The following is a 24,532-nucleotide window of genomic DNA, read 5'->3' on the forward strand; positions in this document are numbered from 1 at the left end:
GCCGGTGTCCCTTTCTAGAATCCGAACTGCTTCAGTTGCGCCCTGATGGCGTCTTGGTTGAGAAACGCCGCGTAGCCGACGCCCGCGATGGCCACCAGCGCGCCGAGGACCACCGCGATCCACCCGGCGGATGCCGACGAGCCCTGCTGCGGCTTCGTTTCCGGCGCGGCGGTGGCCGTGACCGGGTACTCCACAATCTTCGTGGAGCCGTCCGGGAATGTCGCCTTGACCGGCACCTTCAGCACGGTGCCCGCGGGCACGTCGCTGTTCGGCGTTGCGGTCAGCTCGCCGGTGGCGGAGTCGAAGGCGACATCCCACCCGGTGTGGTCGAAGTCGACGAGTTTCGCGCCGCGCGGCAGGCCGGTGCGCACCGACGCGCCATCGCCGCCGGCGACCTGCGGGCTAAACCGCACCGCGTCCGAGACGGCCGTGACCTTCGCGGCGATCTCCTCGGTGCTGCCGTCGGCGTAGCGCACGCGCACCGTCACCGTGTACGGGGTGTCGCGCTGCGCGTCCGGGGCCAGCTGGATCTTCAGCGAGCCAGTTTGCCTATCGACGTCCACGTTGCGCAGTCCCCCACCATCCACGACCACGAACGTGGTGCCAGACGGCACGGAACCGGTCAGCCCCACCGTCGCGGTCCCGCCGGGGGCGGCGGAAACGTCGGCGTACGAGGGGGAATGTTTGTTGGATAGGGCGGAGCTCGTCGATAAGCGAACGCCCGCGGTGAGCTCTGTCGACGACCCGTCCGCGAAGTACGCGATCACCGGAACCTCCACGTCACTGCCCTGCTTCGGGGCGAACAAGCGCAGATCCCCGGAGTGCGCGTCCACCATCGCGACCCAGCCGTCCAGCGGCGTGGAACGGTCGACCTTGAAGGTCGTGCCCTCCGGCAGCGCGGTGGCACCGGTGCGCAGCACGGTGACGCCCTCGCCGGGGCGCACGGACAGGCCCTCCTCGTAGCCGAGCTCGGTGGTCAGGGCGAGCAGCGGATCCCCGATCTCCACCTCCGCGTTGTAGGTGCGGGCGGAGTTGTCGGGGAAAGTCACCTTCACCGGGATCGTGCGGATGCCGGGCTTGGCGTCTCGCGGCGGGGTGAACGTGAGACGGCCGTTGTCGTCAGCGCGCACCCAGCTGGCGAACGCCGGGTCGACGTCGAAACGCGCGCCCTCAGGAACGCGGCGGTCTTGGTAGACGAATGGGCCGTCAGTGACTCGCGCGCGCGGGCGGCCTGCCTGGCGGGTCGACCCCGCCGGCACCGGGATCAGCGGGAACCGCACCTCGTGCTGCTTCGCCATCGGCGCAGGCTGCGCCACCTCGACGGTGATGGTATGCGTCTGACCCGCGGCGTCCTTGGCCTCCACGCGGTACTCGCCCGGCGCGGCGTTGCGCGGCGGGCGGGCGACGACCGTCCCGTCCTTCTCCACCGAAATCCAGCGGTCCTCGGCGGGGATCTGTGTGGTCTTGCCGTCGGGGCTGACCTTTGTGACACCGGTCGTGCGGAAACTCGGTGCGGAAGTGGTGTCGCCGGAACGCTTCGGCGCGCTGACCTGGGTTTCACCGGGCTTGACCACCACACGGTCCCAATCGAACCGCGCCTTCGGCTTTTCAGGGTTGACCACGAACCCGGGCAGCCTGACGGTCTGCCCCGCCTTCACCGTCACGTTGGCGGGCGGCGGCGCAACGTGGCCTTTAGGCACGCCGACGGTGACGGTGTAGTTTCCCGGCGGCAGGTTGTTGAGCTGGAAAGTCCCGTCCTTGGCGACTTGGACGGTGTACTCCTTGCCATCTGCGTCGCGAGCCGTCACAGTCGCGCCCGGCACCACCTTGCCGGCAGCGTCAGTGACCTTGCCGGACACGGAGCCGACCGTCGGCGCCGGCGGCTGAGTCGTCGTCGGTTTCGGGGTTGGAGTGGGGGTTGGTTTCGGCGTCGGTTTCGGGGCCGTCGTCGTGGGTGTGGGCGTCGGCGTTGGTTTTGATGTCGTCGGCGACGGCTTGGGCGTGGTCGGCTTCGGCTTCGCGGTCGTCAGCTTCGGCGTGGTGGGCGACGGGGTTGGTTTCGACGTGGTCGGTTTCGACGTGGTCGGTTTCGGTGTTGTGGACGTCGGTTTCGGCGTCGGCGTCGGCTTCAGCGCGAGTGGGAAATTCACGCCCGAAACACCGCCGACCGCCACGTTTTCCTGTCGCGCCGCGGGAATGAGGTACTTGGTTGGTACCACGGTGACCTTGATGGTGGTCAAACCGGTCGGCACCCCAGGAATCGAGTAGGTGCCGTCCGCAGAGGTTTGAGCCGACTCGCTTCCTGCCTGCACCGTCACATTCGCGACACCTTTGCCTGACGGGTCGACCACCTTGCCGGACACGGTGCCCGTGTCACGTGTGGTTTTGAAGTCCACGCCGGACAGGCCAGCTGTCGTCAGCTCCTTCTGCTGCGCGGCAGACACGGAATAGCCGCTCGGAACCGTGCGGGCATCTACCTCGACCGTCACCGAACCAGCCGGCACCCCAGCGATCGAGTAGGTGCCGTCGGCAGAGGTCGTCGCAGACTTCCCACCAGCCGTCACCGTCACCTTCGCGACACCTTTGCCTGACGGGTCCACCACCTTGCCGGACACGGTGCCGAACTGCGGCTTTTCATTGACCCGCTGCTCGCCGATCCAGTTGTCGCGCTGGTCGCTCACCACAACACCTTTGACCGTTTTCGTCTCGGTTGTTGTGGTCCCGCCGAACACCAAGTCGTACGTGCCCACCGGGACCTTGGTCACGGTGAAGTTGCCGTCCTGATCCGTGATGGCGTTGCGGCCGGCGATCGCCACGGTGGCGCCTTGCACGGGGTCACCGGAGGCGTCGAGAAGCCTGCCACTCACAGTGATCGGGTAGACATCGAAGTCGCGGTCCGGCGCGCCGCTGGCTACATCCCACGTCCTCGGCTCCGGCGAGGCGAAACCTGCCGGCGGAACCACCTTGGCGGTGTAGGTGCCCGACGCGCCGTTGATGGTCAGTTCGTAGGTGCCGTCCTCGGCAACCGGCACGTCGGTGGTCGTCGTGCCTTGCTGCAGCAGCAGCTTCGGCGTCTCCACCTTCTCGGCATCGGGGTTGTGCACCCGGATTGTGCCGCCGAACCCGGAGTTGATGCGTGGCATGGTGAAGCGGATGTCGCCGCCAGCGAGCGGCTTCGGGTACTTCGCCCCCATGCCGGTGGCGAACAGGGCGAGGCGGTCGTTCTTTTCGACGGCGACGTCCGGCAAGTCGTACGCGATGCGGATGGCCCAGTTGCCGCTCGGTGTTTCGGCCTGGCTCCTGCGGCCGGTCACTTCGTACGTTGCGGCCTCGACGGTCCTACGGTTGACCTGCTTGTAGTGCTTCACCGTGTACGTCGCCGTCTCCGGGATGACGTTGAACACCGGGTCGTCCTTCGGTGCCTGCTCGGGTCGCTCCAAGGCACTCTGGCCTGTTTTCTGCGGCACGAAGTCCACCGCGACGGTGCCCACCGTCATCGCGTCGGAGAAGAAGACCGAGGCCTCCCAGTCCGGGTTCACCCCGAACGTCTGGCGCACCGCGCCGTGGCTCAGGCCCTCCTGCGGAACCGGGGCGACCTGCGCGTGCGCCACCGGGAGCGCCGGGCCGAGCGGCACCGTGGCGGCCCCGCCGGCGAGCGCCAGCACCGTCGCCGCCGCGGTAATGCGCTTGACGTGCGCACGATCAGAACTGAGCTGACGGGACATGCTGCTCCCAACTTTTTCAATGCTTCGACACCGCTAAAACACAGGGAACGCTACCACTTATTTGTATGCCCTTCCCAAATTAAAATGCGCCGGGGGTGCGGGCACTCGGGTTCGCCCAGCAAAGGTTCCCGGACAGCGGTAACGTGTGCGGAAATGTGCGTAAAGAAAGGCGAGAATTAGTGAAAATTGCAGTTCTGGGCGGCGACGGATTCTGTGGCTGGCCCGCGTCCCTGCACCTTTCAGACCTCGGGCACGAGGTCACGATCGTGGACAACCTGTCGCGCCGCCGCATCGACGGCGAGCTCGGCGCGGAGTCGCTGACGCCGATCGCGACTATCGACGAGCGCCTGGCCGCGTGGCTGGAAGCCTCCGGCAAGCAGATCGACTTCGAAAACATTGACGTCGCCCACGACTACGACGCACTGTTGGCGTTCCTGAAGGAATTCCAGCCGGACACCGTGATCCACTTCGCCGAGCAGCGCGCCGCGCCGTACTCCATGAAGTCCTCGCGCAACAAGCGTTACACCGTGGACAACAACGTCAACGCCACCCACAACCTGCTCGCCGCGATCGTGGAATCCGGTCAGGACATCCACGTCGTGCACTTGGGCACCATGGGTGTGTACGGCTACGGCACCGCCGGCATGAAAATCCCGGAGGGCTACCTGGACGTGCAGGTGGACACGGGCGACAACGGCATTGTGGAGCAGCAGATCCTCTACCCGACGAACCCGGGCTCGGTCTACCACATGACCAAGGTGCTGGACCAGCACCTGTTCGCCTACTACGCCAAGAACGACGAGCTGCGGATCACGGACCTGCACCAGGGCATCATCTGGGGCACCCACACCCCGCAGACGCTTCGCGACGAGCGCCTGATCAACCGCTTCGACTACGACGGCGACTACGGCACCGTGCTCAACCGCTTCCTCATGCAGGCAGCGATCGGCTACCCGCTGACCGTGCACGGCACCGGCGGGCAGACGCGTGCGTTCATCCACATCCGCGACATGGCGCGCTGCATTCAGCTGGCGGTGGAGAACCCGCCGGCGCGCGGTGAGCGCGTGAAGATTTTCAACCAGATGACGGAGACGCACAGGGTGCGGGATTTGGCGGAGCTCGTCGCAAAGATTGCGAACGCGGAGGTGCAGATGGTGCCGAACCCGCGCAAGGAATCCGCCGAAAACGAACTCCACGTGGTCAACGACGCATTCCTAGACCTGGGGTTGGAGCCGACGAAGCTGGAAGAAGGCCTGCTCGTGGAGGTCGAGGAGGTGGCGAAGAAGTACGCTGACCGCGCGGACCGCTCGAAGATCCCGGCGCGCTCGCTGTGGACCGCCGCGCAGTCCGCCGGCGTGCCGCAGGGCGAGAAGTAGATGCGCATCGCGCTACTCACCGAGGTTTTCCTGCCCAAAATCGACGGCGTGGTCACCCGCACCACCCGACACCTGGACCAACTGGCCGAGCTGGGCCACGAAGTACTCATCCTCGCGCCCGGCAACCCGCCCGCCGAGTACGCGGGCTTCGAGGTGGTGCCGATCCGCTCGCACAGCCTGAAAGTGTACCCGGAGGTCAAGCACGGCATGCTGGGTCCGAAAACCTACCGGCGGCTTCGCGAGTTCAACCCGGACATCGTGCACGCGGTGAACCCAATTTGGACTGCGGGCTGGTCCACGCTGGTGGTGGCGCGCCGCTTCCCGGTCATCGCGTCGTTTCACACGGACGTGCCGGAGTACTGCCTCAAGCTGGGGATTCCGTGGGTGAAGCCGATCGCCGAGTGGGGGCTGCGCACCTTCCACGGCCGCGCGGGGCTGAACCTGGTCACCTCGGGCCCGATGATGGACAAGGCGGCCGACTACGGCATTTCCAACGTGCGGCTGTGGCCGAAGGCGGTGGATACGGCAAGCTTCACCCCCGCCGCGCGCACCCGCGAGATGCGCAGTGTGCTTTCCGACGGCCATCCGGACGACCCCCTGGTCATCTTCGTCGGCCGCATCTCGGCGGAGAAATCCGTGGACCGCTGTATCCCCATCGTCGAAGAGGTGCGCAAGCGCATCCCGAACGCGCGCCTGGCGTTTGTGGGCGAGGGCCCGCTTTACGACGAGCTCCGCGCCAACCCGCCCGCCTGGGCCACCTTCACCGGATACTTGTCCGGCGCGGACCTGAGCGCAGCCTACGCATCCGGCGATGTGCTGCTGTTTCCCTCCACCACGGAGACGTTGGGTTTTGCCGCGTTGGAGGCGTTCGCATCGGGCGTGCCGGTGGTGGCGGCGAAGGCTGGCGGGCTGCCGTTTGTGGTGGCGGACGGTGAAACCGGCGTGCTGGTTGACCCGGAGGCTCCCGACACAGCGTGGGCCGACCCGATCGAGCGTATTTTGGCGCAGCCGCAGCTGCGCGAGCGCATGTCCGCCGCCGGGCGCACCGAGGCCGAGCGCTGGACGTGGCGCGCCTCCACCGAGACGGTGCTGGGCTACTACGACGAGGTTATTCGAACCGCAGGACGGTGACCTCGGCGGTCTCGCCGTCCGCGAACTCGCGGGATTCCGTCGCCGTGTGCACCGGCGCCGCCGGGTCGATCTCCTGGTACGGCTCCACCCCCGGCCCGCAGGCGTCGACCGCGCGCGGGTCAAACCACTCGATCTCCGCGCGGCCCCCGGCGATCACGCCGATGCCGGAGGCGGTCTCCCAGGCCTGGGAGCTGTCGTCGATGCCGGGCACGCTGTCCGAGTCGAAGCCGAGGCGCTGCGCTTCGGCCTTGTCCGTGTACGGGCAGAACACGTAGGCCCGCTCCACGTCCGGCCCTGCCACGTCCGCGACGGTGAAGTCGCCAGCCAGCGCGGCGTCTTCAAGCCCCAGCTCGGTGCCATGCGCGCCGCAGCCGGCCAGCGCGAACAAGCTGGCTAGGGCTGCGATTTTGCGGTACATGATGCTAGTTACTGGATCTCAGCCGGGTCCTTGCGCTCCGGGAACACGCGCGGACGCACGCCCGCGATGTCCTCGACGACGCGGACCACCTGGTGGGAGTAGCCGTACTCGTTGTCGTACCAGACGTAGAGCACGAGGTGGTTGCCGGAGGCGATGGTGGCCAGGCCGTCCACCACAGACGCGTGGGTGGTGCCGAGCAGATCGGTGGAGACGACCTCCGGGGAGTTGATGTAGTCGATCTGCTGACGCAGGTTGGAGTGGGTGGACACGCGGCGCAGGAAGTTGTTCACCTCGTCCTTCTCCACGTCCTTTTCCAGGTCCAGGTTCAGCACGGCCATGGACACGTCCGGGGTGGGCACGCGGATGGCGTTGCCGGTGAGCTTGCCCTCGAACTCCGGAAGCGCCTTGGACACGGCCTTGGCGGCACCGGTCTCGGTGAGCACCATGTTCAAACCGGCGGCGCGGCCGCGGCGGTTGCCCTTGTGGAAGTTGTCCGCGAGGTTCTGGTCGTTGGTGTAGGAGTGGACGGTCTCGACGTGGCCGTGCTTGACGCCGTAGCGGTCGTTGATCACCTTCAGCACCGGGGTGATGCCGTTGGTGGTGCAGGACGCGGCGGACAGGACGCGCTCCTCGCCGATCATGTCCTCGTTGATGCCGTAGACGATGTTCGGGATGTCGCCCTTGCCCGGCGCGGTGAGCAAGACGCGATCCACGCCCTTAGACTCGAGGTGCTTGGACAGGCCGTCGCGGTCGCGCCATGCGCCGGTGTTGTCCACCACGATGGCGTTGTCGATGCCGTAGGCGGTGTAGTCGATCTCTGCCGGGTCGTTAGCGTAGATCATTTGGATCGGGGTGCCGTTGGCCCAGATGATTTCCTTCTCCTCGTCCACGGTGATGGTGCCGTTGAACGGGCCGTGCACGGAGTCGCGGCGCAGAAGCGACGCGCGCTTGATGATGTCGATGTCGCCCTTCTTGCGCACCACCACCGCGCGCAGGCGCACGCCGCCGTACATCGCCTCGCGGGCAATGAGGATGCGGGCGAGCAGGCGGCCGATGCGGCCGAAGCCGTAGAGCACGACGTCGCGGGCCTCGAGCTCGGAGGAGGTGCCGATGACGTCGGCGAGCTCACGGTCGAGGAAGGAGCGCAGGTCCTTCTCGTCGGAGTGCTTGTACTCCTTGGCCAGGCGGCCCAGGTCGATGGAGGCGGTGCCGAGGTCCATCTCCACGAGCTCGCGCAGGATCGGCAGCGTCTCGTCGAGCGCGAGCTCCTTTTCGTCGATGCGGCGCGCGTAGCGGTGCGCCTTAATGATGTCGATGTCGGTGACACCCACCAGCAGGCGGCCGTAGACCGAGGTCGCCGCGTTGTGCTCGCGGTGCAGGCGGCTGATCAGCGGCAGCATCTCCTGCGCGAGGGTGAGCTTGTGGTTCCAGTCGTCGCGGGGGTTGGTCGTTTCGGTCAACGTCGCTCCTTTTGCATGTGGGAATCGGGGGCAATTTCTTCGCCCGTAATCGCCCCCTTACTGTAGCGTCCGGGGGCCGCGTGCGGGTGCTGCACCCCCGCGATTGCGCAGCGCTTAGCGCAAAATGTCCCGGTACTTGCCGGGTTCTGGCTGCGGCGCGAAGTTCGGGGACTGGTCTTTGTCCACGAGCACCGCGCGTACCCCCTCTGCGAAGTCTGGTTCGCGGGTCATCATGGCACCCAAGCGACGCTCGTTGTCCAGCGCCCCGGCGAGGTCCTGCGAGGCGTTGGCGGCGAACAGCTCGGCGGCGGCGACCAGGGACGACGGGGAGGCTTTCGCCGTCAGCTTTGCGACGAGCTCCGCCAACTCCCCGTCCAACTTGCCCTGAATCTCAGCCCATGAGCCCTGGAACGTGGGCTCGATGTCGTCGAGAAGCGAAAGCAGCTGCGACTCCCCCGGCTCAACCGCGACCGAGTCGAGGTAGCCGGGCCCCTCGGCGACGATGCCGTCGAGCACCCCGTCCAGCGTGGCCACCTTGTGCGTGGCCAGGCCGGTGGCCAGCATGTCGTCGGGGGTGAGCCGGTAACCCGTCAGCGCGAGGAACTTCCCCAGCGCCAGCGACGGGTGCTTCGGCAGATTCTGCAGCAGCCAGGACATCCCGACGTCGGTGACGAAGCCGATGTTCATCTCCGGCATGGATGCGAAGGCATCTTCCGTGACCACCATGTGCGAGCCGTGGGCGGAGATGCCCATGCCGCCGCCCATGATCACCCCATTGCACAGCGCGATGTACGGCTTGGGGTAGTTCGCAATGTCCAGGTTCATCGCGTACTCGTCGGCGAAAAACGCGTCGACCTCGTCGCCGCGGCCCTCGAGGATGCCGTCGCGGGCGGCGCGCACGTCGCCGCCGGAGCAGAAGTGCTTGCCGGAGGATTGGACGACCACCTGCTCGATGGCGTCGTCGTCGCGCCACTGCTTCAACGTCGCGTCGATGGCGCGGGCCATCTCGGGGCTCAACGAGTTCAGTGCCTTCGGGCGGTCGAGGGTGATCACACCGGTGGTGTCGCGTACTTCAGTCTTGATCAGATCGGTCATGCTTCCCCAGTGTTCCACATCACACCGGTAGTGTGGGGGCAATGCGGACACCTCGGTTGATTGCGTTGGACATGGACGGCACGCTCCTCGACGGCGACGGGCGCGTGCCGGACGCGTTTTGGCCGCTGCTGGAGAGCGCGCGCTCCCGCGGGGTGACCCTCGCGCCGGCGTCCGGGCGGCAGCTGGCCTCCCTGCAGCGGATGTTCCCGGAGTGCGACACCTTCATCGCGGAAAACGGCGCGGTGGTGGTGCACGGCGGCGAGGTGGTCTCCACCACCGCCCTACCCCTGGATGCTGCCCGCAACCTCATCGCAGCGCTTCCCGACGCACCATTTCCCGCCCACACCGTCATCTGTGCACCAGAAGTGGCCGCCACCCTCCCGCTGCCACCGGCCATCGACGCCGAGGTAGACAAGTACTACGCCTCCCGCACAACACTGGCAGCACTCGGCGACCACCCCACCCCCGTGATCAAAATCGCCCTCTACGTCGAAACCGACGCCGAACGCGACGCCCTGCCCTGGGTCCGCGAACACGCCCCCGAGCTGCGCGCTGTAGTCAGCGGCAAACACTGGCTAGACATCATGCACCCAGACGCCGACAAAGGACACGCACTCGAAGCGCTCGCCGACACGCTGGGTATCCCCCTTGCACAGACCTCAGCATTCGGCGACTTCCTCAACGACTACGGCATGCTTCGCGCCGCCGGCTACGCCGTCGCCATGGAAAACGCACACCCCGACCTCAAAGCGATCGCGGACGAGGTGATTGGGTCAAACGGGGACGAGGCGGTCGTCGATAAGCTTGCGCAATGGCTGAAATGATCGACTTCACCCAACCCGCCGACGTCGTCGCACCGCAGTTGCTGGGGTGCCTCATCACCCACAACGGGGTAACCGTGCGCCTGACCGAAGTCGAGGCATACCTCGGCGACGACGACCCCGCCGCCCACACCCACAACGGCAAAACCGCCCGCAACGCCGCCATGTTCGGCCCACCCGGCAGGCTCTACGTCTACCTCTCCTACGGCATCCACCACAACAGCAACATCGTCTGCGCACCCGAAGGCGTCGGCCAAGGCTGCCTCATGCGCGGCGGCGAAATCATCGCCGGCGAAGCACTCGCCCGCAAGCGGCGACAACGCCCCGACCGTGCCATAATCCCGTTTGAAAACCTCGCACGCGGGCCAGGCAACCTCGGCCAAGCGCTCGGACTGGGGTTAGGCGACAACGGCACCCCCGTTCACCTCACCCCACGCGACACCGAACCCGAATGGGTCGCAGGACCGCGCATCGGGATCTCCAAAAACAAAGACGCCCCGTGGCGGTTCTGGATCCCCGGCGACAAAACCGTATCCACACCACGCGGGCGCCCGAAGCGGATCAACCTTTTGGGTGATTGATTAAAGGTTAGGCTTACCTATATTCTCAATCTGCAACTAAGGGTAACCTACCCTTCATTCCTAGATTGGAGAAGCAGATGACCATGGCCGCCCCCACTGACCAGCGACTGTCGGCCGCACTCAAAGACCAGACTGCCACTGCGCACTCCAGCGCCGAGAATTCCCCCTTCATGTCGAGCCTTGGAAAAGGCGAGCTGGACCGGGCAGCCGTAGCAGAGCTGACAGTGCAGTACTTCCACATCTATTCGGCACTCGAAGCTGCGGTACGCCGCGCCGCTTCCCACCCCGCGGTGGCGCAGATCGCCGACGAGCGCCTCGAGCGCGTGCCCGCCCTCGAAGCCGATCTCACCGCCATGCTCGGTGCCGGCTGGAAGGAAACCACCGCCCCACTCGATGCCACGAGGCGCTACGTTGCCGAACTCGAGGCGCTCACCCCGGACTCCGGCCCGGAAGTCATCGCCCACCACTACGTGCGCTACCTCGGCGACATTGCCGGCGGACAGGTGCTCGCACGCGTGTTCCAGAACGCGTACGCACTGCCCGACGAGGCATTGCACTTCTACAACTTCTCCGCGGTAGGCAAGATCCCACACTACCGCGCGCACTACAAGGAAGCGCTCGACGCGATACAGCTTAACGACGAAGAGCGCGCACGAATCATCTCCACCGCCCAGCACGTTTTCGCCCTGAACCAGGCAGTGTTCCAGGACCTTTCGACCCACGCCGGCTAGGCCGGGGCTCACTAACGCCTGTCAACGTAAGCGATCGCACCCCAGATCGCCCCAGCCGCCACGAACGCGGTGAGCACTCCGCCGGTGAGCGTGAACTGCGCAGGCACCAGAAACAGCACTAGCACTGCCAAGCAAACAATCAACCCCCAAGCCACCGCGAGGACGATCCCCGCGCGTTTGCCCAGTCGAGCACTGGCATCGCGGCCCTTATGCGAGGGCAGTGACGAAAGCCCGAGAACCGCAGCCACCAACGCCACGCTCGCAGGGAACGCCACCCAGATGTTTCCGGTACCCGCCCCAAACGCGATCACACCTGTGATCAAGGCGATCAGGGCGCGCTCCCAGGTGACGAAGTGCACAGCGCCGCCTTCATATGTGCGCGGCAATCGCACACCGACAGGTCGAATGAGTTTGGTAGCAGGTCCCGTCTGTTGCGCCATCACGACAACCCCTTTCAACATTATGCAAACCTAACCTTACTTAGGTAAGGTTAGCCTACCTACTTTTCGCTATTTCGCACCTCGAGGCAACCATGAATGTTCGCACCCACCTCGGCGCAGTCGCTTGCGCGAGCCTGATCGGCTTTACCGCCACCATGTTCGGCGCCGCGCCTGCGCTTCTTCCTCTCGCGGCGGCCGAAGAGCCTGCCAGCACACACCGCAGTGTCTCAGCGGGAACCATGCAATGGGGGGTGCGCGAATCGTTCAGAAAATACATCGAAGGTCCCATAGCCCACGGCAGCATTTCGGTCGGTGGCGGCGCACAGCGCTCAGGCGACGGTTTCACGTTCGACGCCAAATCCTCGGCACTGACTTCAGCCTCGGCCGGCGAAATCAGCTTCCAGGGTGAGGTCCATTTCACCGGACACAACGGCGCGCTTGATATGACGCTGCGCAACCCCACAGTGGTGGTCAATGGCACTCAAGCCGAACTGCGGGTGGATTACGCTTCGCGGAAGTACGAGGGCATGAACTCGACCGGCCCGGTGCGCGAAGGCACCCAAGAGCTGCTCGCCACCATCGCGCTCAACGCCGCCCCGGATTTCTCCGCACAAACAACGACCATCGCAGGCCCCACCTCCCTCACCACAACCGGTGCGGAGATCTTCGGTGGCTTCTACGAGGTGGGCGCTCCACTCGACCCGGTCACAATTGAGCTATCGCTTAACGACGCCTCCGGCCCCGCCCCACAGCCCAAAGAGGGCGGCGGCACCTCCGGCGCAAAGAGATCGGGCGCCACCTCCGGCCCGGCCCGCCTCCTCGGCGAGATCAACGACACCCTGGAAGAACTCAACGCGATGTTCGCCAACACTGAGACACTGCTGCGCAGCGGTGAGTCACTGCATCGCCGGGTACTTCCGATGCAGGAAGGCACGAGCCCTGCACCAGCGGCCAACAGCGGCGCCCCCACGTCCAATGCCTCCCGAACGGGAGGAACCTCCAACGCAACGAACAGTCCAGCGAACGTCAACCCTGGCTCCGTCCCCGCGACACCAGCCGGCGCGCCGAAGGTGAGTGGCGGCACGAACACCGGTAATGCAGCAAAACCCACTGGTGCGGCACCTGCGGGTGGCGCCAGCGACAGCGGGATCTGTGACTCGAGCGCGTCTCGTGGGATTGTCAGTTCCGAGGCCCAGTGGGGCATTCGCCAATCTTTCCGCACGTACATCCGCGGCAACATCGCGAAAGGACGCTGGGAACTCAAAGGCGTCGGCGACGACGGCAACGCGTTCACGTTCTCCGGCAATTCCGGCGCGGTGGACACTGCCGCACGCTCCGGTTCCATCCTCTACCCCGGCACCATCCACTTCACCGGCCACGAAGGGGTGTTAGACACCCGCTTTTCCAATATGGAGATCCAGTTCAGTGGCGATTCGGGCCAAATCGTCATCAATGTTTCGTCGAATAGCACTGATGGCAAGGCGAATGATTTCGGCCGCATCGCGATCGCCAACTTATCCTTCAGCGAGCTGAGCGTCTCCGATTCCGCGGTGTCCGGCTCCGCGCAGGCGACGCTCACCCAAGTCGGCGCGGAGGCGTTCGGCCAGTTCTACCCCGCTGGGGCCCCACTCGACCCAGTGAGTTTCAGCGCTCGCCTCGGCAACACGGCGAACTGCCGCGAGGGGCAGGGTGGAGCCTCCTCGGAGTCGTCGACAGGCAAAGGCGGAACCGCAGGTGACGCTGCGGCGCTGAAGCGCGGCGGCACGGCAGGAGCCCAAGCGAAGCTGAACTCAGGGACGACCCCCGAAAACGCAAAAGGCAGCGTGTTCGACGAGGTAGAAGGTACAGATGCCGTGGAATCCGCCAAACAGCCCGAAGGCGGAAAGTTCCAGATCAAAAACTCCGCGGCAGGCGACGGCGCCGGCAGCGGAGGCTGGGACGACTCAACGGTGGCCAAACTCCTGCTTCTGGTGGCCTCGCTGCTCGGCGCCGGTGGCGCGCTGACCAGGTTTATTGCGACCGGATAAAACCGGATAGAAAAGGAAACTCTCAATGAAGCTTTGGAAAACACCCCTCGTCTGCGCGGTCGCGGCGGCCGTGGGTCTGTCGCTTGGAGGTTGCGCCAGCTGGGACAACCCCGTGCAAACCGAACAAAAGGCGCTTTCGCAGTCGCTCGCAACCGGAGCCGACCCGCACCAGGCTGAGGGCGTCGCGATGGTATCGGAGATTTCCGAGGTAGAACCCGTCGAAGCGGAGCGCGAAACTGCGCTGCCCGTCGAACTCACTGACGCCGACGGCCACGACGTCACGGTCACCGACACCTCCCGCATCCTCGCGCTCGACCTCTACGGCACCTACACAAAGACGCTCCGCGGTATCGGGTTGGCGGACAACATTGTCGGTCGCACGGTCAGCTCCGCGGAACCCTCGCTTTCTGACCTTCCCGTGGTCACCGAAAACGGTCACTCACTAAACGTGGAGGCAATACTGAACTTGCGCCCGACGTTGGTCATCGTGGATCACTCCGTCGGTCCGAGCGAGGCCATCGACCAAATCCGCGCGGCGGGCGTGACCACCGTCGTCATGGAGCCGAAACGGACCATGGCATCAATGGGAGAGGACATCATGAACGTGGCCTCCGTCGTCGGGGAGCCAGAAGCGGGCAAACTCCTCGCGGAACGAAGTGAAAAAGAGGTGCAGCAAGCTCTCGAAGCGATCAAACAGGTCGTCCCGAAACAGCCGCTGCGCATGTCATTCCTGTACGCGCGCGGGACCGGCGGCGTGTTCTACCTGCTCGGCGGCGAAGACGGCACCAAGGACCTCATCGAGGCGCTCGGCGGCGTTGACGTGAACACTGAAAACGGCATCGGCAACGCTTCCCCCGCCAGCCCCGAAGCGCTCACCCAGGTCAATCCGGAGGTGTTCGTCATGATGAACGGCGGGCTGCAATCCACCGGCGATATCGAGGGCCTGCTTCAACGACCCGGTGTCGCACAGACGACCGCCGGCCAGCACAAGCGCGTGCTTTCACTTCCCGACGGCGACTCGCTTGCGTTCGGCCCCCAAACCGGGGAACTTCTGCTGCGCGCAGCCCACGCCCTGTACGGGGAGGGGCAGTGACATCTTCCGCCGAGGTGTTTCACGCCCGCCGCCGCGGCCGTGTGGCGCTGTTCACGACCGTCAGTGTGCTACTGGTGGCGACAGCCATCGGCTCGATCATGGTTGGACAGTTCGAGCTTTCGGTCCGTGAGCTGTGGCCGATTCTCCAGGCCGGTCCGCTGTCCGCAACCTCTCTGGAAGCGTCCGTGATCTGGCAGATCCGACTCCCCCGCCTGGTGCTCGGTCTGTTCGTCGGTGCCGCGCTGGGCGTCAGCGGGGCGCTCATGCAGGCAGTCTTCGCCAACCCGCTCGCGGAGCCGAGCGTGATCGGCGTGAGCACCGGCGCGGGCGTCGGGGCCGCCGTCGCGCTCGTCTTCGGGCTCACCACTTTCGGCACGATGACGGTGCCCGTCCTTGCCTTTATATCTGGGACCCTTGCAACCGCGGTGGTGTACTTCCTCTCGCGAGTCGGCGGCAAGGTTCGCGTGCTCAACCTGATCTTGGTGGGTATCGCGGCCAACGCTATCTGCGGTGCCATTATTTCAGTGCTCACTTTTATGGCCCCCACGACCGCGCGAGAGCAAATCATCTTTTGGCAGATGGGCACTCTCTCGGGCGCGAACTGGGCGCAAACGGGCGCAGTGACAGGCGTGGTCATCGTGTCACTGACGCTGGCGATGCTGTTAGGCAGCAAGTTCGACCTTCTCGCACTCGGCGACCAGGCCGCCTACCACGTCGGGCTCAATGTCACACGCCTGCGAATGGCGGCGATCGTGCTGTCGACGCTGCTCACCGCTGCCGCTGTCTCGTTTGCGGGACTGATCGGGTTTGTGGGTCTTGTGGTGCCGCACATCGTGCGCACTGCGGTAGGCCCTTCCAATAAGGTGCTGCTCCCCGCTTCAGCTCTCGGTGGGGCACTTTTGATCGGTGCCGGCGACATTCTCGCCCGCACAATCATCCCCTTTGCAGACCTACCGATTGGCATATTTACCGCGCTGATCGGTGGGCCAACATTCTTCTTGCTGCTGCGGCAAATGATACGAAAGAACCACCAGATATGACTGTTACCGCACGTGGCGTCACTGTGCAGAAGCAAAACCGCACGATTCTTAACCAAGTCGACCTGCACGCAACCGCCGGCCAGGTCACCGGGCTTATCGGCCCCAACGGAGCCGGAAAGTCGACCCTGCTGTCGGCCTTGGCGGGTGACATTCAGCTCGCGCACGGAGTGGTCGAGGTGGCGGGCAAGGATGCGTCGGAAAGCACAGCCTCCGAACTCGCGCGCACGCGCGCTGTCATGCTCCAAGACGTCAGCGTGGCGTTTTCCTTCCTCGTGCGCGATGTCGTCGAAATGGGCCGCCACCCCTGGGGCCGTGGGCCGGACGATGCGGCGATCGTGGATGCGGCGCTCGACGCGACGGGGATCACCCACCTACAGGACCGCGAGATTGCGACGCTGTCCGGCGGAGAGCGAGCCCGCGCAGCCTTCGCGCGGGTGCTCACGCAGCAAACGCAGGTCGTGCTTCTCGACGAACCAACGGCAGCCATGGACGTTCACTTCCAAGAACAAACGATGGGAGCCGTTCGCGCGCTTGCGCGTCGCGGTGTGACAGTCATCGTCGTGTTGCACGACCTACAGCTCGCGGCGCGATATTGCGACCGCGTCGTGTGCCTTAAGGCGGGCGAGATTACAGCGGCAGGCACCGTTGACGAAGTGTACAACGACGCGATTCTCAGCTCCGTCTACGACTGGCCCATCACCGTGTTGCGAAGCAGTGGGCGGATCCTAGTGGCCCCCGACGAGGCGGGTGAACCCGTCTCCGGACTCTGGTGTCCAGCCCCAGCTCCCCCCACCCCTTGAAAAAGTTAGGGATACCTTGCTAAGGTTAGCCTACCCTATCCAATCGGTGCGATGTTACATCCACCACACCAACTCACCGAAAGGCTTCATCAATGTCCCGCACCACCACCCTCGCGGCCATCACCGCCACGGCCATGATCTCGACTGCATTCGCCACCCCCGCTGCCTTCGCGGATGCGCCAACCATCGAGTCGGGAAATGCGCACTGGAACATCAAGGAATCGTTCCTGCGCTACGTGCAATCCCCGTTCGTCGCCAGCACCATCACAACCACAGAAGGCGCGGAGAAGGTGCTTCGCGACGGCAAGCTTGCTGACTTCGCACTTCCGGTCAATGCCGCCGACTCCGCCCTCGATGCCAACGGCAACGGCACCATTGACCTCAACGGCGCCATTTCGATCGAGGGCCACCACGGCGCTATGGACATCAAGATGTCCGACTTCAAGATTGTGGTCAACGGCACGAAGGGCGTCCTGCAGGCGGATTACGTGCGCAAGGGCGCAATGCCGGGCTCTGAGCCCACCACCGCCACCGGAGACGACAAGCCGATCGCAGAGTTCGAGGTCACAGATGCGCTGAAGCCCGGCAAGGACAACAAGTTGTCTGCGACGTTCACCCCGACCAAGCTGACCGAGTTCGGCGTCGACATCTTCGGCTCGAGCTACGAAGTCGGCAAGCCATTGGATGACTCGAAAGTCGCCGTCAACCTCGCATTCAAGGCCCCGAAGAAGGAGCCGAAGCCGACCGACCCGAAGCCGACCGACCCGAAGCCGACTGACCCGAAGCCGACTGACCCGAAGCCGACCGGTGAGGACGGCTCGAGCACCGGCGCAATCGTCGGCATTGTCATGGCGGTTATCGCAGTGCTGGGCGGCCTGGGCTTTGCGGCGACTCAGCCTTCGGTCCAGAAGCTGATTAACCAGTTCATGGGCAAGTAGCGTCCATGTGCAAGGCGCGATTGTCCACCGCGGTGGCGGTGGTGCTATTGCTTTGCTCCCCCGCCGTCACTGAAGGCCAAACTGCGGAGGAAGACACTTTCACGGAGATTTCCTCGACAGACGACGGCTCGCCGGCTACGCAAGCCACGCGGGCAATCGCACTGGCGATGGCTTTCACCGGTTTAGGGTTCGCGCTCGGCGCCCTCATACAGGGGGCCGCGTCAATCCTCGGCATCAAGCCTCCACAACTGCCCCAACTGGTGCGTTAAACACTGTCCCAAGAGCCCCGTCGTCCGGCGAGGCCCTCATTTGATTCGAACAGGATTCGCCTCAATGCTCATCTCCCGAAACGCCGCTGCGGCGGGGTTCTCCGCGCTTATATTCGCCACTGCGCTGGCAATTCCTGCCGCCGCCGAAAGCTCCTCCGCTGAGCCCGCCGAGGTTGGCGGCGAATTTGTGTGGCCCATTTCCACCGGTTTTCTGAATCAGGCCGTCATTAAAGGTCAAGGTCGCGTGCTCACAGGCGGGGGCGCGACGTGGAACCAGGAAGCGCTTGAATTCTCCTTCCCGGTCACCTCCGCGACGCGGACCGGAAAGACGTGGACATTCGCGCTCGACGGCTCAGCGCAGGTACAGGGATACAAGAATGCGGGTGGCTACGACGGCTGGGCCGTAGATGTAAAGTACTCGGACCTCAAGCTGAAGGTGGAGGGAAAAAACGCCACTTTGTACGGCGACTACCTCCTCGCCGGGGTCGCGAACAAGACGTACAAGCCAGTCGGTGCCAAGGGGGACGACGAGCCGCTGGTCACCTTCACACTCGGCAGCGAGATCACCCCGCCGAAACGAGTGACAGAGCACAACCGGACAACGGTGTCGGATACCGGCATGGAGAAGTCCCTCAGGCACTACCCGAAGGGCACGTTGCTAAAAGACTCTGAAGTGGATCTCAACGTGACATTCGGGGCGACTGCTCTCAGCCCTGGGGCGATCGCGGGCATCGCCGTGGGCGTGCTCGCCGTACTTGGCAGTCTCGCCTACGCATCAACCCTTACCCCGGTCCGGGCGCTCCTTGCGCAGTGGCTGCCCCGGTAACTACTTTCTCTTTTTCTTCTTGCTGCCCTTGCCCACTTTGCGCTTCTCCAACTCGGCGGCGACGTCGGGGACGTAGCGGAACTCGTCGCGAGGCGGACGCTCATAGTCCGTGGTCTCCGGGCGCTCCGGGATCTCCGGCAGGTCCGGCTTAATGTGTTCGTACGGGATGGTGGACAACAGGTGCGAGATGACGTTGATGCGCGAGCGTTTCTTATCCTCGCTTTCCACCGTGTACCACGGCGCCGACGGGATGTCGGTGTGGACAAACATCTCGTCCTTGGCGCGGGAGTACTCCTCCCACTTCGTGATGGACTCTAAGTCCATCGGCGAAAGCTTCCACTGGCGCAGCGGATCGTTGCGGCGGGACTGGAAACGCTTGTACTGCTCCTCGTCGGAAACGGAGAACCAGTACTTGCGCAGCATGATGCCGTCTTCAACCAGCAGACGCTCGAAGATCGGCGCCTGGTGCAAGAAGCGGCGGTACTCCTGCGAGGACGCGAAGCCCATCACGCGCTCCACGCCGGCGCGGTTGTACCAGGAACGGTCGAAGATGACGATCTCGCCGGCCGTCGGCAGCTTCTCCACGTAGCGCTGGAAGTACCACTGGCCCTGCTCGCGCTCCGTGGGCTTCGGCAGCGCCTCGATCCGGCAGGTGCGCGGGTTCATGTACTGGGTGATGCGCTTAATCGCGGAACCCTTGCCCGCCGCGTCGCGGCCCTCCATGACGATGACCACACGCTCGCCGTTTTCCACCACCCACTGCTGCATCGCTACCAGCTCGGCCTGCAGGCGCAGCAGTTCCTTCTCGTAGGCCTTCTTGGACAGTTTCGGCGGTTTCTTGTCGTGGCTCATGGGTGTAACCGTACCCGCAGGCGCCGTGAGCACTAAAAACGCACGTGAACCTGAGAAGAAAGTGCAATATGGGATTACGGGTGCATTGTTGAACAATAAATGCGATATACTCTCTCTAGTTCTAACCAATACGGTCACCCACCTGCGCAAACGCAGTAGGCGACAACTGATTTCAATACGGATGCCATGCTTGCACACAACGTTTCCGCCGAGGTCCGCCGCGCGATCTCACGCGGCGAATTCGCTCCCGGGCAAAAGCTCAACGAGGTCGCCCTCGCCGAGCGCTTCGGCGTTTCCCGCAACACGTTGCGTGAAGCATTCGCCATGCTGACCGCTGAAGGTCTCTGCGAACGCATCCCCAACCGCGGCGTGTTCCTGGCCACCCCGACGCCGGAGTTCGTCACCGACACCTTCCGCGCCCGCGCCGCCATTGAGCCGGCCGCGCTGTTGTGGGGCCCGGACCTGGACGTCGACCGCCTCGACGAGCTGAACAAGGAAGCCCGCGTCGCCATCGAGGAAGAAGACGACGACCTACTCATCGCCGTCAACCAAGCCTTCCACCACGTCGTGCTCGCCGCGATGGGCTCGAAAACGCTCGGCGACACTATGGACCAGCTCGACGCCTTCCTCCGCCTGGCCACCCTGCCCATCCTGGAGCGCGACCCGGCGTTCAACCGCCGCTTCATCGAGGTCAACGAGCACATCGTCGAACTGGTCCAGTCCGGCGACCGCCAAGCCGCCTCCGACTACCTGCAGGTGCAGCTGATGGAGCAGGCCGAGGCGATGATCGAGAAGATCAACAACGGCGCCGTCTAAACCACCCCCGGCCCAACCTGAGTGCAAGATCACATGCGCCAGGTTGTATAACTAGGGCCATGCATATCGACCTCAATGCCGACCTCGGGGAGACCACCGCGGGCAACCCGGTCGCTGATGACGCAGCCATGCTGGAGATGGTCTCTAGCGCCAACGTCGCCACCGGCTTCCACGCAGGAGACCCCCATTCCATCGCCGGCACCTTGAAAAACGCCGCCGCCCACGGCGTGACTCTCGGCGCCCACGTTGCCTACAACGACCCGGCAGGCTTCGGCCGCCGCTTCATCGACTACGCCCCGGCAGAACTCGCCGACGAGACGCTCTACCAAATCGGCGCCCTCGACGCGCTGGCCCGCGTCCACGGCATGCAGGTGCGCTACGTCAAGCCGCACGGCGCGCTCTACAACACGATCGTCCACCACGAAGCGCACGCCAAAGCAGTCATCGACGGCATCAAGGCGTTCAGCCCCGACCTTGCCGTGATGCTGCTGCCCGGCGGCGTCGCCGTCGACATCGCCGAGAAGGCCGGCCTGCGCGTGATCCGCGAGGCGTTCGCGGACCGCGGCTACAACCCCGACGGCACGCTCGTGTCGCGGCGTGAGCCGGGTGCGGTCTTGCACGACCCGCAGGACGTCGCTAAGCGAGTGCTCCAAGTCGCCTCCACCGGATCCGTCACCGCCATCGACGGCACCGAGGTCAAAGTCCAGGCCGAATCGGTCTGCGTCCACGGCGACTCCCCCGGCTCCGTCGAGCTGACCCGGAGTGTGGTGCGCAAGCTTGCCGACGAAGGCATCCGCATCGAGGCCGTCCTGTGAGAAACATCAAACGCGTCGGCACCCGCGCCCTCATCGTGGATCTGCCAGACCTACAAACCGTCATGGACTTCTACGCGGCACTTACTGCCTCCCCACTGGAGCACCAAACCGATGTCGTCGCCGCCGCCCGCACTGTGCTGGTGACCTTCGACTCGCCAACCGCCACCACCAAGGCCGTGGACGTGCTGGCCTCCTACTCCCCCGACGCCGCCGACATGGGCACCCCGCGCGACATCAACATTGACGTGCGATACGACGGCGAAGACGTCGAAGCGCTGGCGTCGTCGCTAGGCATGAGCGCGGACGAGCTGATCGAATGGCACACCTCCACCACCTGGGTCGCCGCCTTCGGCGGATTCGCCCCCGGATTCACCTACTGCGTGCCAGAAGACGCCTCGCGCGCGCTGGAAATCCCGCGCCGCGACTCGCCCCGCACCGCCGTACCCGCAGGCGCCGTCGCCCTGGCCGGCGAATTCTCCGCCGTCTACCCGCGCACCTCCCCCGGCGGCTGGCAGCTCATAGGCACCACCGCCACCCCGATGTGGGACTCCACCGCCACCCCGCCCGCGCTCGTCGCCCCCGGCGACCGCGTGCACTACCGCGCCGTAGACACCCTGCCGGCGGACACGCAAACCGCGCGCAAGCACCTGGCCACACCGCCGCGCAGGCCCGTGTTCACGCTGGACGACGCCGGGCTGCAGACCCTGTACCAAGACCTCGGCCGCCAAGGCAACGGCAACCTCGGGGTGACCACATCCGGCTCCTCCGACCGCGCCTCCGCCCGCACCGCCAACGCCGCAGTAGGCAACAAACGCAACGCCACGCTTTTAGAAAACGTCGGCGGGCTGACCATGACCGCTCTAGCCGAGACCGTCATCTGCGTCACCGGCGCCGACGCCGACGTCACCGTCGGCGGCAGGCCCGCCCCCCTGGCCACCCCAACGATCGTGCCGGCCGGCGCGGAGGTCGTCGTCAAGCCGGCACGCCTGGGTTTCCGCACCTACGTCGCCGTGCGCGGCGGGCTCATCGCCGACACCGAACTGGACTCGGCGGCCACCGACATGCTCTCCGGCCTCGGCCCGAAGCCGCTTGCCGCCGGCGACACCATCGCCATGTCGCTGACCCCGCCGCAGTCCGCGAACTCGCTTCTGTCCAACCCGCTGCGCGTCGAACGCGACGGCGCCGACGTCGTCGGCGTAGTGCGCTGCGTCCTCGGCCCCCGCGACGACTGGTTCGACGCGGACGCCGTGGACCAGTTCTTCGCCACCACCTTCACCGTCACCGGCGACTCCAACCGCGTGGGCCTGCGCCTCGAATCCGACGCGCCCCTGACCCGCTCTCGCGACGGCGAGCTGCCCAGCGAAGGCATGGTCGCAGGCTCCGTGCAGATCCCCCCGTCCGGCCAGCCCGTGCTCTTCCTGCGCGACCACGCCGTGACCGGCGGATACCCTGTCATCGCGACCGTGATCAACGAAGACGTCGACATCGCCGCACAACTCCCGCCCGGCGGAAAACTCCGCTTCGAGCGCTACACCCTGGAAGGTTAAGGAATGACTCTTTCTGCCGTACTGATCGCCAACCGCGGAGAGATCGCCGTGCGTATCGCACGCACCGCCCGCGACTTGGGCATCCGCTCCATCGCCGTCTACTCCGAGCCCGACACCGGCGCACTCCACACCCAGGTCGCCGACGAGGCGTACCTGCTGCCGGGCAACACCTCCGCCGAGACGTACATGAACATCCCGGCGCTCATCGAGATCGCGCACCGTGCCGGCGCCGACTGCCTCCACCCCGGCTACGGCTTTTTGTCCGAAAACGCCGACTTCGCCCGCACCGTCGAGGAGGCCGGCCTGAAATGGATCGGCCCCTCACCCGAGGCCATCGAGCTGCTCGGCGACAAGCTCTCCGCCCGCGCCCTCGCCGTCGAAGCGGGCGCCCCGCTCGCACCGGGCACCGGCGAGCCGCTGTCCACCTGGGAAGAAGCCCGCGACTTCGCCAGCGAGCACGGCATGCCTATCGCAATCAAGGCAGCCTTCGGCGGCGGCGGCCGCGGCCTGAAGGTCGTCTTCGACGAGGCCGACATCGAGGAAGGTTTCGCCTCCGCCGGCCGCGAAGCGCGCGAAGCGTTCGGCCGCGGTGAGTGCTACGTGGAAAAGTTCCTCACCCACCCGCGCCACGTCGAGGCGCAAGTGCTTGCCGACGCGCACGGCAACGTCGCCGTCCTCGGCACCCGCGACTGCTCCACCCAGCGCCGCTTCCAAAAACTCATCGAGGAAGCGCCCGCCCCCTTCCTCACCGACGAGCAGCGCAGCGCCATCGAAGAAGGTGCCCGCGAAATCATCCGCAAGGCGAACTACCAGTCCGCCGGCACCGTCGAATACATCGTCTCCGAAGACGGCACCGTGTCGTTTTTGGAGGTCAACACACGCGTCCAGGTCGAGCACCCCGTCACCGAAGCCATCACTGGCGTGGACATCATCGCCGAACAGTTCCGCATCGCAGACGGGCTTCCGCTGTCCTTCGGCGACGCCGACCCGCAAATCCATGGTCACGCGTTCGAGTTCCGCATCAACGCCGAAGACGTCACCAACGGATTCGCACCGTCACCCGGCACCGTGACGCGTTTCGACGTGCCCACCGGCCCCGGTGTGCGCATCGACACCGGCGTGCGCACCGGTGGCCAAATCCCGCCCTACTACGACTCGCTCATGGGCAAGCTCGTCGTCTGGGGGCCGGACCGCGACACCGCGTTGAAGCGGGCGCAGCAGGCGCTCAGCGAGTTCGTCATCGAAGGCGTGCGCACCGTGCTGCCGTTCCACCGCGACATGGTCGACGCGCCCGAGATCACCGGCGACAGCCTCGACGTCTACACCGACTGGGTGGACCACAACTACTCGCCGTCGCAAAAACACAGTGACGTGGACATCGAGCACATCTACGACGAGCGCCGCGACGTCGTTATCGAGATCGACGGGCGCCTGCACACCATCGGCTTCCCCGTCGCGCTGCTCGGCGGCGGCGCTGCCCCAGCTGCGGCTGACGCTGCCGCCCCCTCCGGCGACGAGGCTGGCGCGGTGACGTCGAAGTACGAGGCCACCATCGTGGAATGGCTGGTCGCCGACGGCGACGTCGTTGCCAAGGGCGATGCCATTGCGACCGTCGAGGCGATGAAGATGGAATCGCAGCTCAAAGCGCCTCGCGACGGGCAGATCTCGCTTGCCGCACAGCAGGGCGAGCGCGTGAAGGCGAACGCCACCATCGCGACGATTTCCTAGCGT

The 24,532-nt window shown here is 65.4% G+C and carries 21 protein-coding genes; 15 read left to right on the top strand and 6 right to left on the bottom strand.

Annotated features, from left to right (window positions below; genetic code table 11):
- Window positions 1-14: 14 nt before the first annotated feature.
- Window positions 15-3,725, bottom strand: a complete 3,711-nt coding sequence (locus ACF3NP_RS06300) for a Rib/alpha-like domain-containing protein (protein ID WP_392398478.1) — start codon at window positions 3,723-3,725, stop codon at window positions 15-17.
- A gap of 179 nt (window positions 3,726-3,904) precedes the next feature.
- Between ACF3NP_RS06300 and ACF3NP_RS06305 the strand changes: the two genes are divergently transcribed.
- Together ACF3NP_RS06305 and ACF3NP_RS06310 are read left to right on the top strand one after the other, a co-directional pair.
- Complete coding sequence (locus ACF3NP_RS06305; protein ID WP_181888052.1) at window positions 3,905-5,101, top strand: NAD-dependent epimerase/dehydratase family protein; 1,197 nt, start codon at window positions 3,905-3,907, stop codon at window positions 5,099-5,101.
- Window positions 5,102-6,232, top strand: a complete 1,131-nt coding sequence (locus tag ACF3NP_RS06310) for a glycosyltransferase family 4 protein (protein ID WP_181888051.1) — start codon at window positions 5,102-5,104, stop codon at window positions 6,230-6,232.
- Here the strand turns inward: ACF3NP_RS06310 and ACF3NP_RS06315 are convergent.
- From ACF3NP_RS06315 to ACF3NP_RS06325, 3 genes are all read right to left on the bottom strand, one after another.
- Window positions 6,210-6,650 carry a hypothetical protein gene (locus ACF3NP_RS06315; RefSeq protein ID WP_181888050.1) on the bottom strand — a complete coding sequence of 147 codons (441 nt, stop codon included), beginning with the start codon at window positions 6,648-6,650 and terminating at the stop codon, window positions 6,210-6,212. The two genes, ACF3NP_RS06310 and ACF3NP_RS06315, sit on opposite strands and share 23 nt — an antisense overlap.
- 8 nt (window positions 6,651-6,658) lie before the next feature.
- Window positions 6,659-8,050: a glyceraldehyde-3-phosphate dehydrogenase gene (locus ACF3NP_RS06320; protein ID WP_181889542.1), complete on the bottom strand. Its 1,392-nt coding sequence runs from the start codon at window positions 8,048-8,050 to the stop codon at window positions 6,659-6,661.
- Window positions 8,051-8,224: 174 nt separating this feature from the next.
- Window positions 8,225-9,205 carry a 3-hydroxyisobutyryl-CoA hydrolase gene (locus tag ACF3NP_RS06325; protein WP_181888049.1) on the bottom strand — a complete coding sequence of 327 codons (981 nt, stop codon included), beginning with the start codon at window positions 9,203-9,205 and terminating at the stop codon, window positions 8,225-8,227.
- Between the two features lie 41 nt (window positions 9,206-9,246).
- Between ACF3NP_RS06325 and ACF3NP_RS06330 the strand changes: the two genes are divergently transcribed.
- The 3 genes from ACF3NP_RS06330 (at window position 9,247) to ACF3NP_RS06340 (ending at window position 11,338) form a co-directional block, all read left to right on the top strand.
- Complete coding sequence (locus ACF3NP_RS06330) at window positions 9,247-10,029, top strand: HAD family hydrolase (protein ID WP_181888048.1); 783 nt, start codon at window positions 9,247-9,249, stop codon at window positions 10,027-10,029.
- Window positions 10,026-10,607: a DNA-3-methyladenine glycosylase gene (locus tag ACF3NP_RS06335; protein ID WP_070472746.1), complete on the top strand. Its 582-nt coding sequence runs from the start codon at window positions 10,026-10,028 to the stop codon at window positions 10,605-10,607. The genes ACF3NP_RS06330 and ACF3NP_RS06335 overlap by 4 nt, the downstream gene beginning before the upstream one ends.
- 83 nt (window positions 10,608-10,690) lie before the next feature.
- Complete coding sequence (locus ACF3NP_RS06340; protein ID WP_236883383.1) at window positions 10,691-11,338, top strand: biliverdin-producing heme oxygenase; 648 nt, start codon at window positions 10,691-10,693, stop codon at window positions 11,336-11,338.
- An 11-nt stretch (window positions 11,339-11,349) separates the two neighbouring features.
- On the opposite strand, the gene ACF3NP_RS06345 is transcribed toward ACF3NP_RS06340, so the two are convergent.
- Window positions 11,350-11,697 (bottom strand): hypothetical protein, encoded by a 348-nt coding sequence (locus tag ACF3NP_RS06345; RefSeq protein WP_141741270.1) that lies wholly within the window; start codon window positions 11,695-11,697, stop codon window positions 11,350-11,352.
- A 173-nt stretch (window positions 11,698-11,870) separates the two neighbouring features.
- On the opposite strand from ACF3NP_RS06345, the gene ACF3NP_RS06350 reads away from it, so the two are divergent.
- The 6 genes from ACF3NP_RS06350 (at window position 11,871) to ACF3NP_RS06375 (ending at window position 18,771) form a co-directional block, all read left to right on the top strand.
- Window positions 11,871-13,805: an HtaA domain-containing protein gene (locus ACF3NP_RS06350; protein ID WP_083290123.1), complete on the top strand. Its 1,935-nt coding sequence runs from the start codon at window positions 11,871-11,873 to the stop codon at window positions 13,803-13,805.
- A 25-nt stretch (window positions 13,806-13,830) separates the two neighbouring features.
- The gene (locus tag ACF3NP_RS06355) at window positions 13,831-14,898 is read left to right on the top strand and encodes a heme/hemin ABC transporter substrate-binding protein (protein WP_181888046.1); all 1,068 of its coding nucleotides are present in this window, start codon (window positions 13,831-13,833) and stop codon (window positions 14,896-14,898) included.
- Window positions 14,895-15,938 (top strand): FecCD family ABC transporter permease, encoded by a 1,044-nt coding sequence (locus ACF3NP_RS06360; RefSeq protein WP_070421265.1) that lies wholly within the window; start codon window positions 14,895-14,897, stop codon window positions 15,936-15,938. Before ACF3NP_RS06355 ends, ACF3NP_RS06360 begins: the two co-directional genes overlap by 4 nt.
- On the top strand, window positions 15,935-16,738 hold the full coding sequence (locus ACF3NP_RS06365) for a heme ABC transporter ATP-binding protein (protein ID WP_239217340.1): 804 nt from the start codon (window positions 15,935-15,937) through the stop codon (window positions 16,736-16,738). Before ACF3NP_RS06360 ends, ACF3NP_RS06365 begins: the two co-directional genes overlap by 4 nt.
- A 92-nt stretch (window positions 16,739-16,830) precedes the next feature.
- Window positions 16,831-17,676 (top strand): HtaA domain-containing protein, encoded by an 846-nt coding sequence (locus tag ACF3NP_RS06370; RefSeq protein ID WP_181888044.1) that lies wholly within the window; start codon window positions 16,831-16,833, stop codon window positions 17,674-17,676.
- 333 nt (window positions 17,677-18,009) lie between these two features.
- Window positions 18,010-18,771, top strand: coding sequence for an HtaA domain-containing protein (locus ACF3NP_RS06375; protein WP_070472765.1), 762 nt, complete (start codon window positions 18,010-18,012; stop codon window positions 18,769-18,771).
- Here the strand turns inward: ACF3NP_RS06375 and ppk2 are convergent, their stop codons facing one another.
- Window positions 18,772-19,623, bottom strand: a complete 852-nt coding sequence (ppk2, locus tag ACF3NP_RS06380; RefSeq protein ID WP_181888043.1) for a polyphosphate kinase 2 — start codon at window positions 19,621-19,623, stop codon at window positions 18,772-18,774. It lies immediately after the preceding gene.
- Window positions 19,624-19,809: 186 nt separating this feature from the next.
- Between ppk2 and ACF3NP_RS06385 the strand changes: the two genes are divergently transcribed.
- From ACF3NP_RS06385 to ACF3NP_RS06400, 4 genes are all read left to right on the top strand, one after another.
- Window positions 19,810-20,439: a GntR family transcriptional regulator gene (locus ACF3NP_RS06385; protein WP_392398479.1), complete on the top strand. Its 630-nt coding sequence runs from the start codon at window positions 19,810-19,812 to the stop codon at window positions 20,437-20,439.
- Window positions 20,440-20,498: 59 nt separating this feature from the next.
- Window positions 20,499-21,254, top strand: a complete 756-nt coding sequence (locus ACF3NP_RS06390) for a LamB/YcsF family protein (protein WP_392398480.1) — start codon at window positions 20,499-20,501, stop codon at window positions 21,252-21,254.
- A 62-nt stretch (window positions 21,255-21,316) separates the two neighbouring features.
- Window positions 21,317-22,801 carry a 5-oxoprolinase subunit B/C family protein gene (locus ACF3NP_RS06395; RefSeq protein WP_392399134.1) on the top strand — a complete coding sequence of 495 codons (1,485 nt, stop codon included), beginning with the start codon at window positions 21,317-21,319 and terminating at the stop codon, window positions 22,799-22,801.
- Between the two features lie 3 nt (window positions 22,802-22,804).
- Window positions 22,805-24,529 (top strand): acetyl/propionyl/methylcrotonyl-CoA carboxylase subunit alpha, encoded by a 1,725-nt coding sequence (locus ACF3NP_RS06400; protein ID WP_392398481.1) that lies wholly within the window; start codon window positions 22,805-22,807, stop codon window positions 24,527-24,529.
- The last annotated feature ends 3 nt before the right edge of the window (window positions 24,530-24,532 follow it).

Source organism: Corynebacterium lehmanniae, assembly GCF_043161975.1.
Taxonomy (GTDB): domain Bacteria; phylum Actinomycetota; class Actinomycetes; order Mycobacteriales; family Mycobacteriaceae; genus Corynebacterium; species Corynebacterium lehmanniae.

Coding starts and splice junctions, on each gene's coding strand:
- ACF3NP_RS06365 (WP_239217340.1), top strand. CDS start 15,935: ATGACTGTTACCGCACGTGGCGTCACTGTGCAGAAGCAAAACCGCACG.
- ACF3NP_RS06350 (WP_083290123.1), top strand. CDS start 11,871: ATGAATGTTCGCACCCACCTCGGCGCAGTCGCTTGCGCGAGCCTGATC.
- ACF3NP_RS06355 (WP_181888046.1), top strand. CDS start 13,831: ATGAAGCTTTGGAAAACACCCCTCGTCTGCGCGGTCGCGGCGGCCGTG.
- ACF3NP_RS06310 (WP_181888051.1), top strand. CDS start 5,102: ATGCGCATCGCGCTACTCACCGAGGTTTTCCTGCCCAAAATCGACGGC.
- ACF3NP_RS06300 (WP_392398478.1), bottom strand. CDS start 3,725: ATGTCCCGTCAGCTCAGTTCTGATCGTGCGCACGTCAAGCGCATTACC.
- ACF3NP_RS06375 (WP_070472765.1), top strand. CDS start 18,010: ATGCTCATCTCCCGAAACGCCGCTGCGGCGGGGTTCTCCGCGCTTATA.
- ACF3NP_RS06315 (WP_181888050.1), bottom strand. CDS start 6,650: ATGTACCGCAAAATCGCAGCCCTAGCCAGCTTGTTCGCGCTGGCCGGC.
- ACF3NP_RS06330 (WP_181888048.1), top strand. CDS start 9,247: ATGCGGACACCTCGGTTGATTGCGTTGGACATGGACGGCACGCTCCTC.
- ACF3NP_RS06320 (WP_181889542.1), bottom strand. CDS start 8,050: ATGCTGCCGCTGATCAGCCGCCTGCACCGCGAGCACAACGCGGCGACC.
- ACF3NP_RS06385 (WP_392398479.1), top strand. CDS start 19,810: ATGCTTGCACACAACGTTTCCGCCGAGGTCCGCCGCGCGATCTCACGC.
- ppk2 (WP_181888043.1), bottom strand. CDS start 19,623: ATGAGCCACGACAAGAAACCGCCGAAACTGTCCAAGAAGGCCTACGAG.
- ACF3NP_RS06390 (WP_392398480.1), top strand. CDS start 20,499: ATGCATATCGACCTCAATGCCGACCTCGGGGAGACCACCGCGGGCAAC.
- ACF3NP_RS06400 (WP_392398481.1), top strand. CDS start 22,805: ATGACTCTTTCTGCCGTACTGATCGCCAACCGCGGAGAGATCGCCGTG.
- ACF3NP_RS06335 (WP_070472746.1), top strand. CDS start 10,026: ATGATCGACTTCACCCAACCCGCCGACGTCGTCGCACCGCAGTTGCTG.
- ACF3NP_RS06370 (WP_181888044.1), top strand. CDS start 16,831: ATGTCCCGCACCACCACCCTCGCGGCCATCACCGCCACGGCCATGATC.
- ACF3NP_RS06395 (WP_392399134.1), top strand. CDS start 21,317: ATGGACTTCTACGCGGCACTTACTGCCTCCCCACTGGAGCACCAAACC.
- ACF3NP_RS06340 (WP_236883383.1), top strand. CDS start 10,691: ATGGCCGCCCCCACTGACCAGCGACTGTCGGCCGCACTCAAAGACCAG.
- ACF3NP_RS06325 (WP_181888049.1), bottom strand. CDS start 9,205: ATGACCGATCTGATCAAGACTGAAGTACGCGACACCACCGGTGTGATC.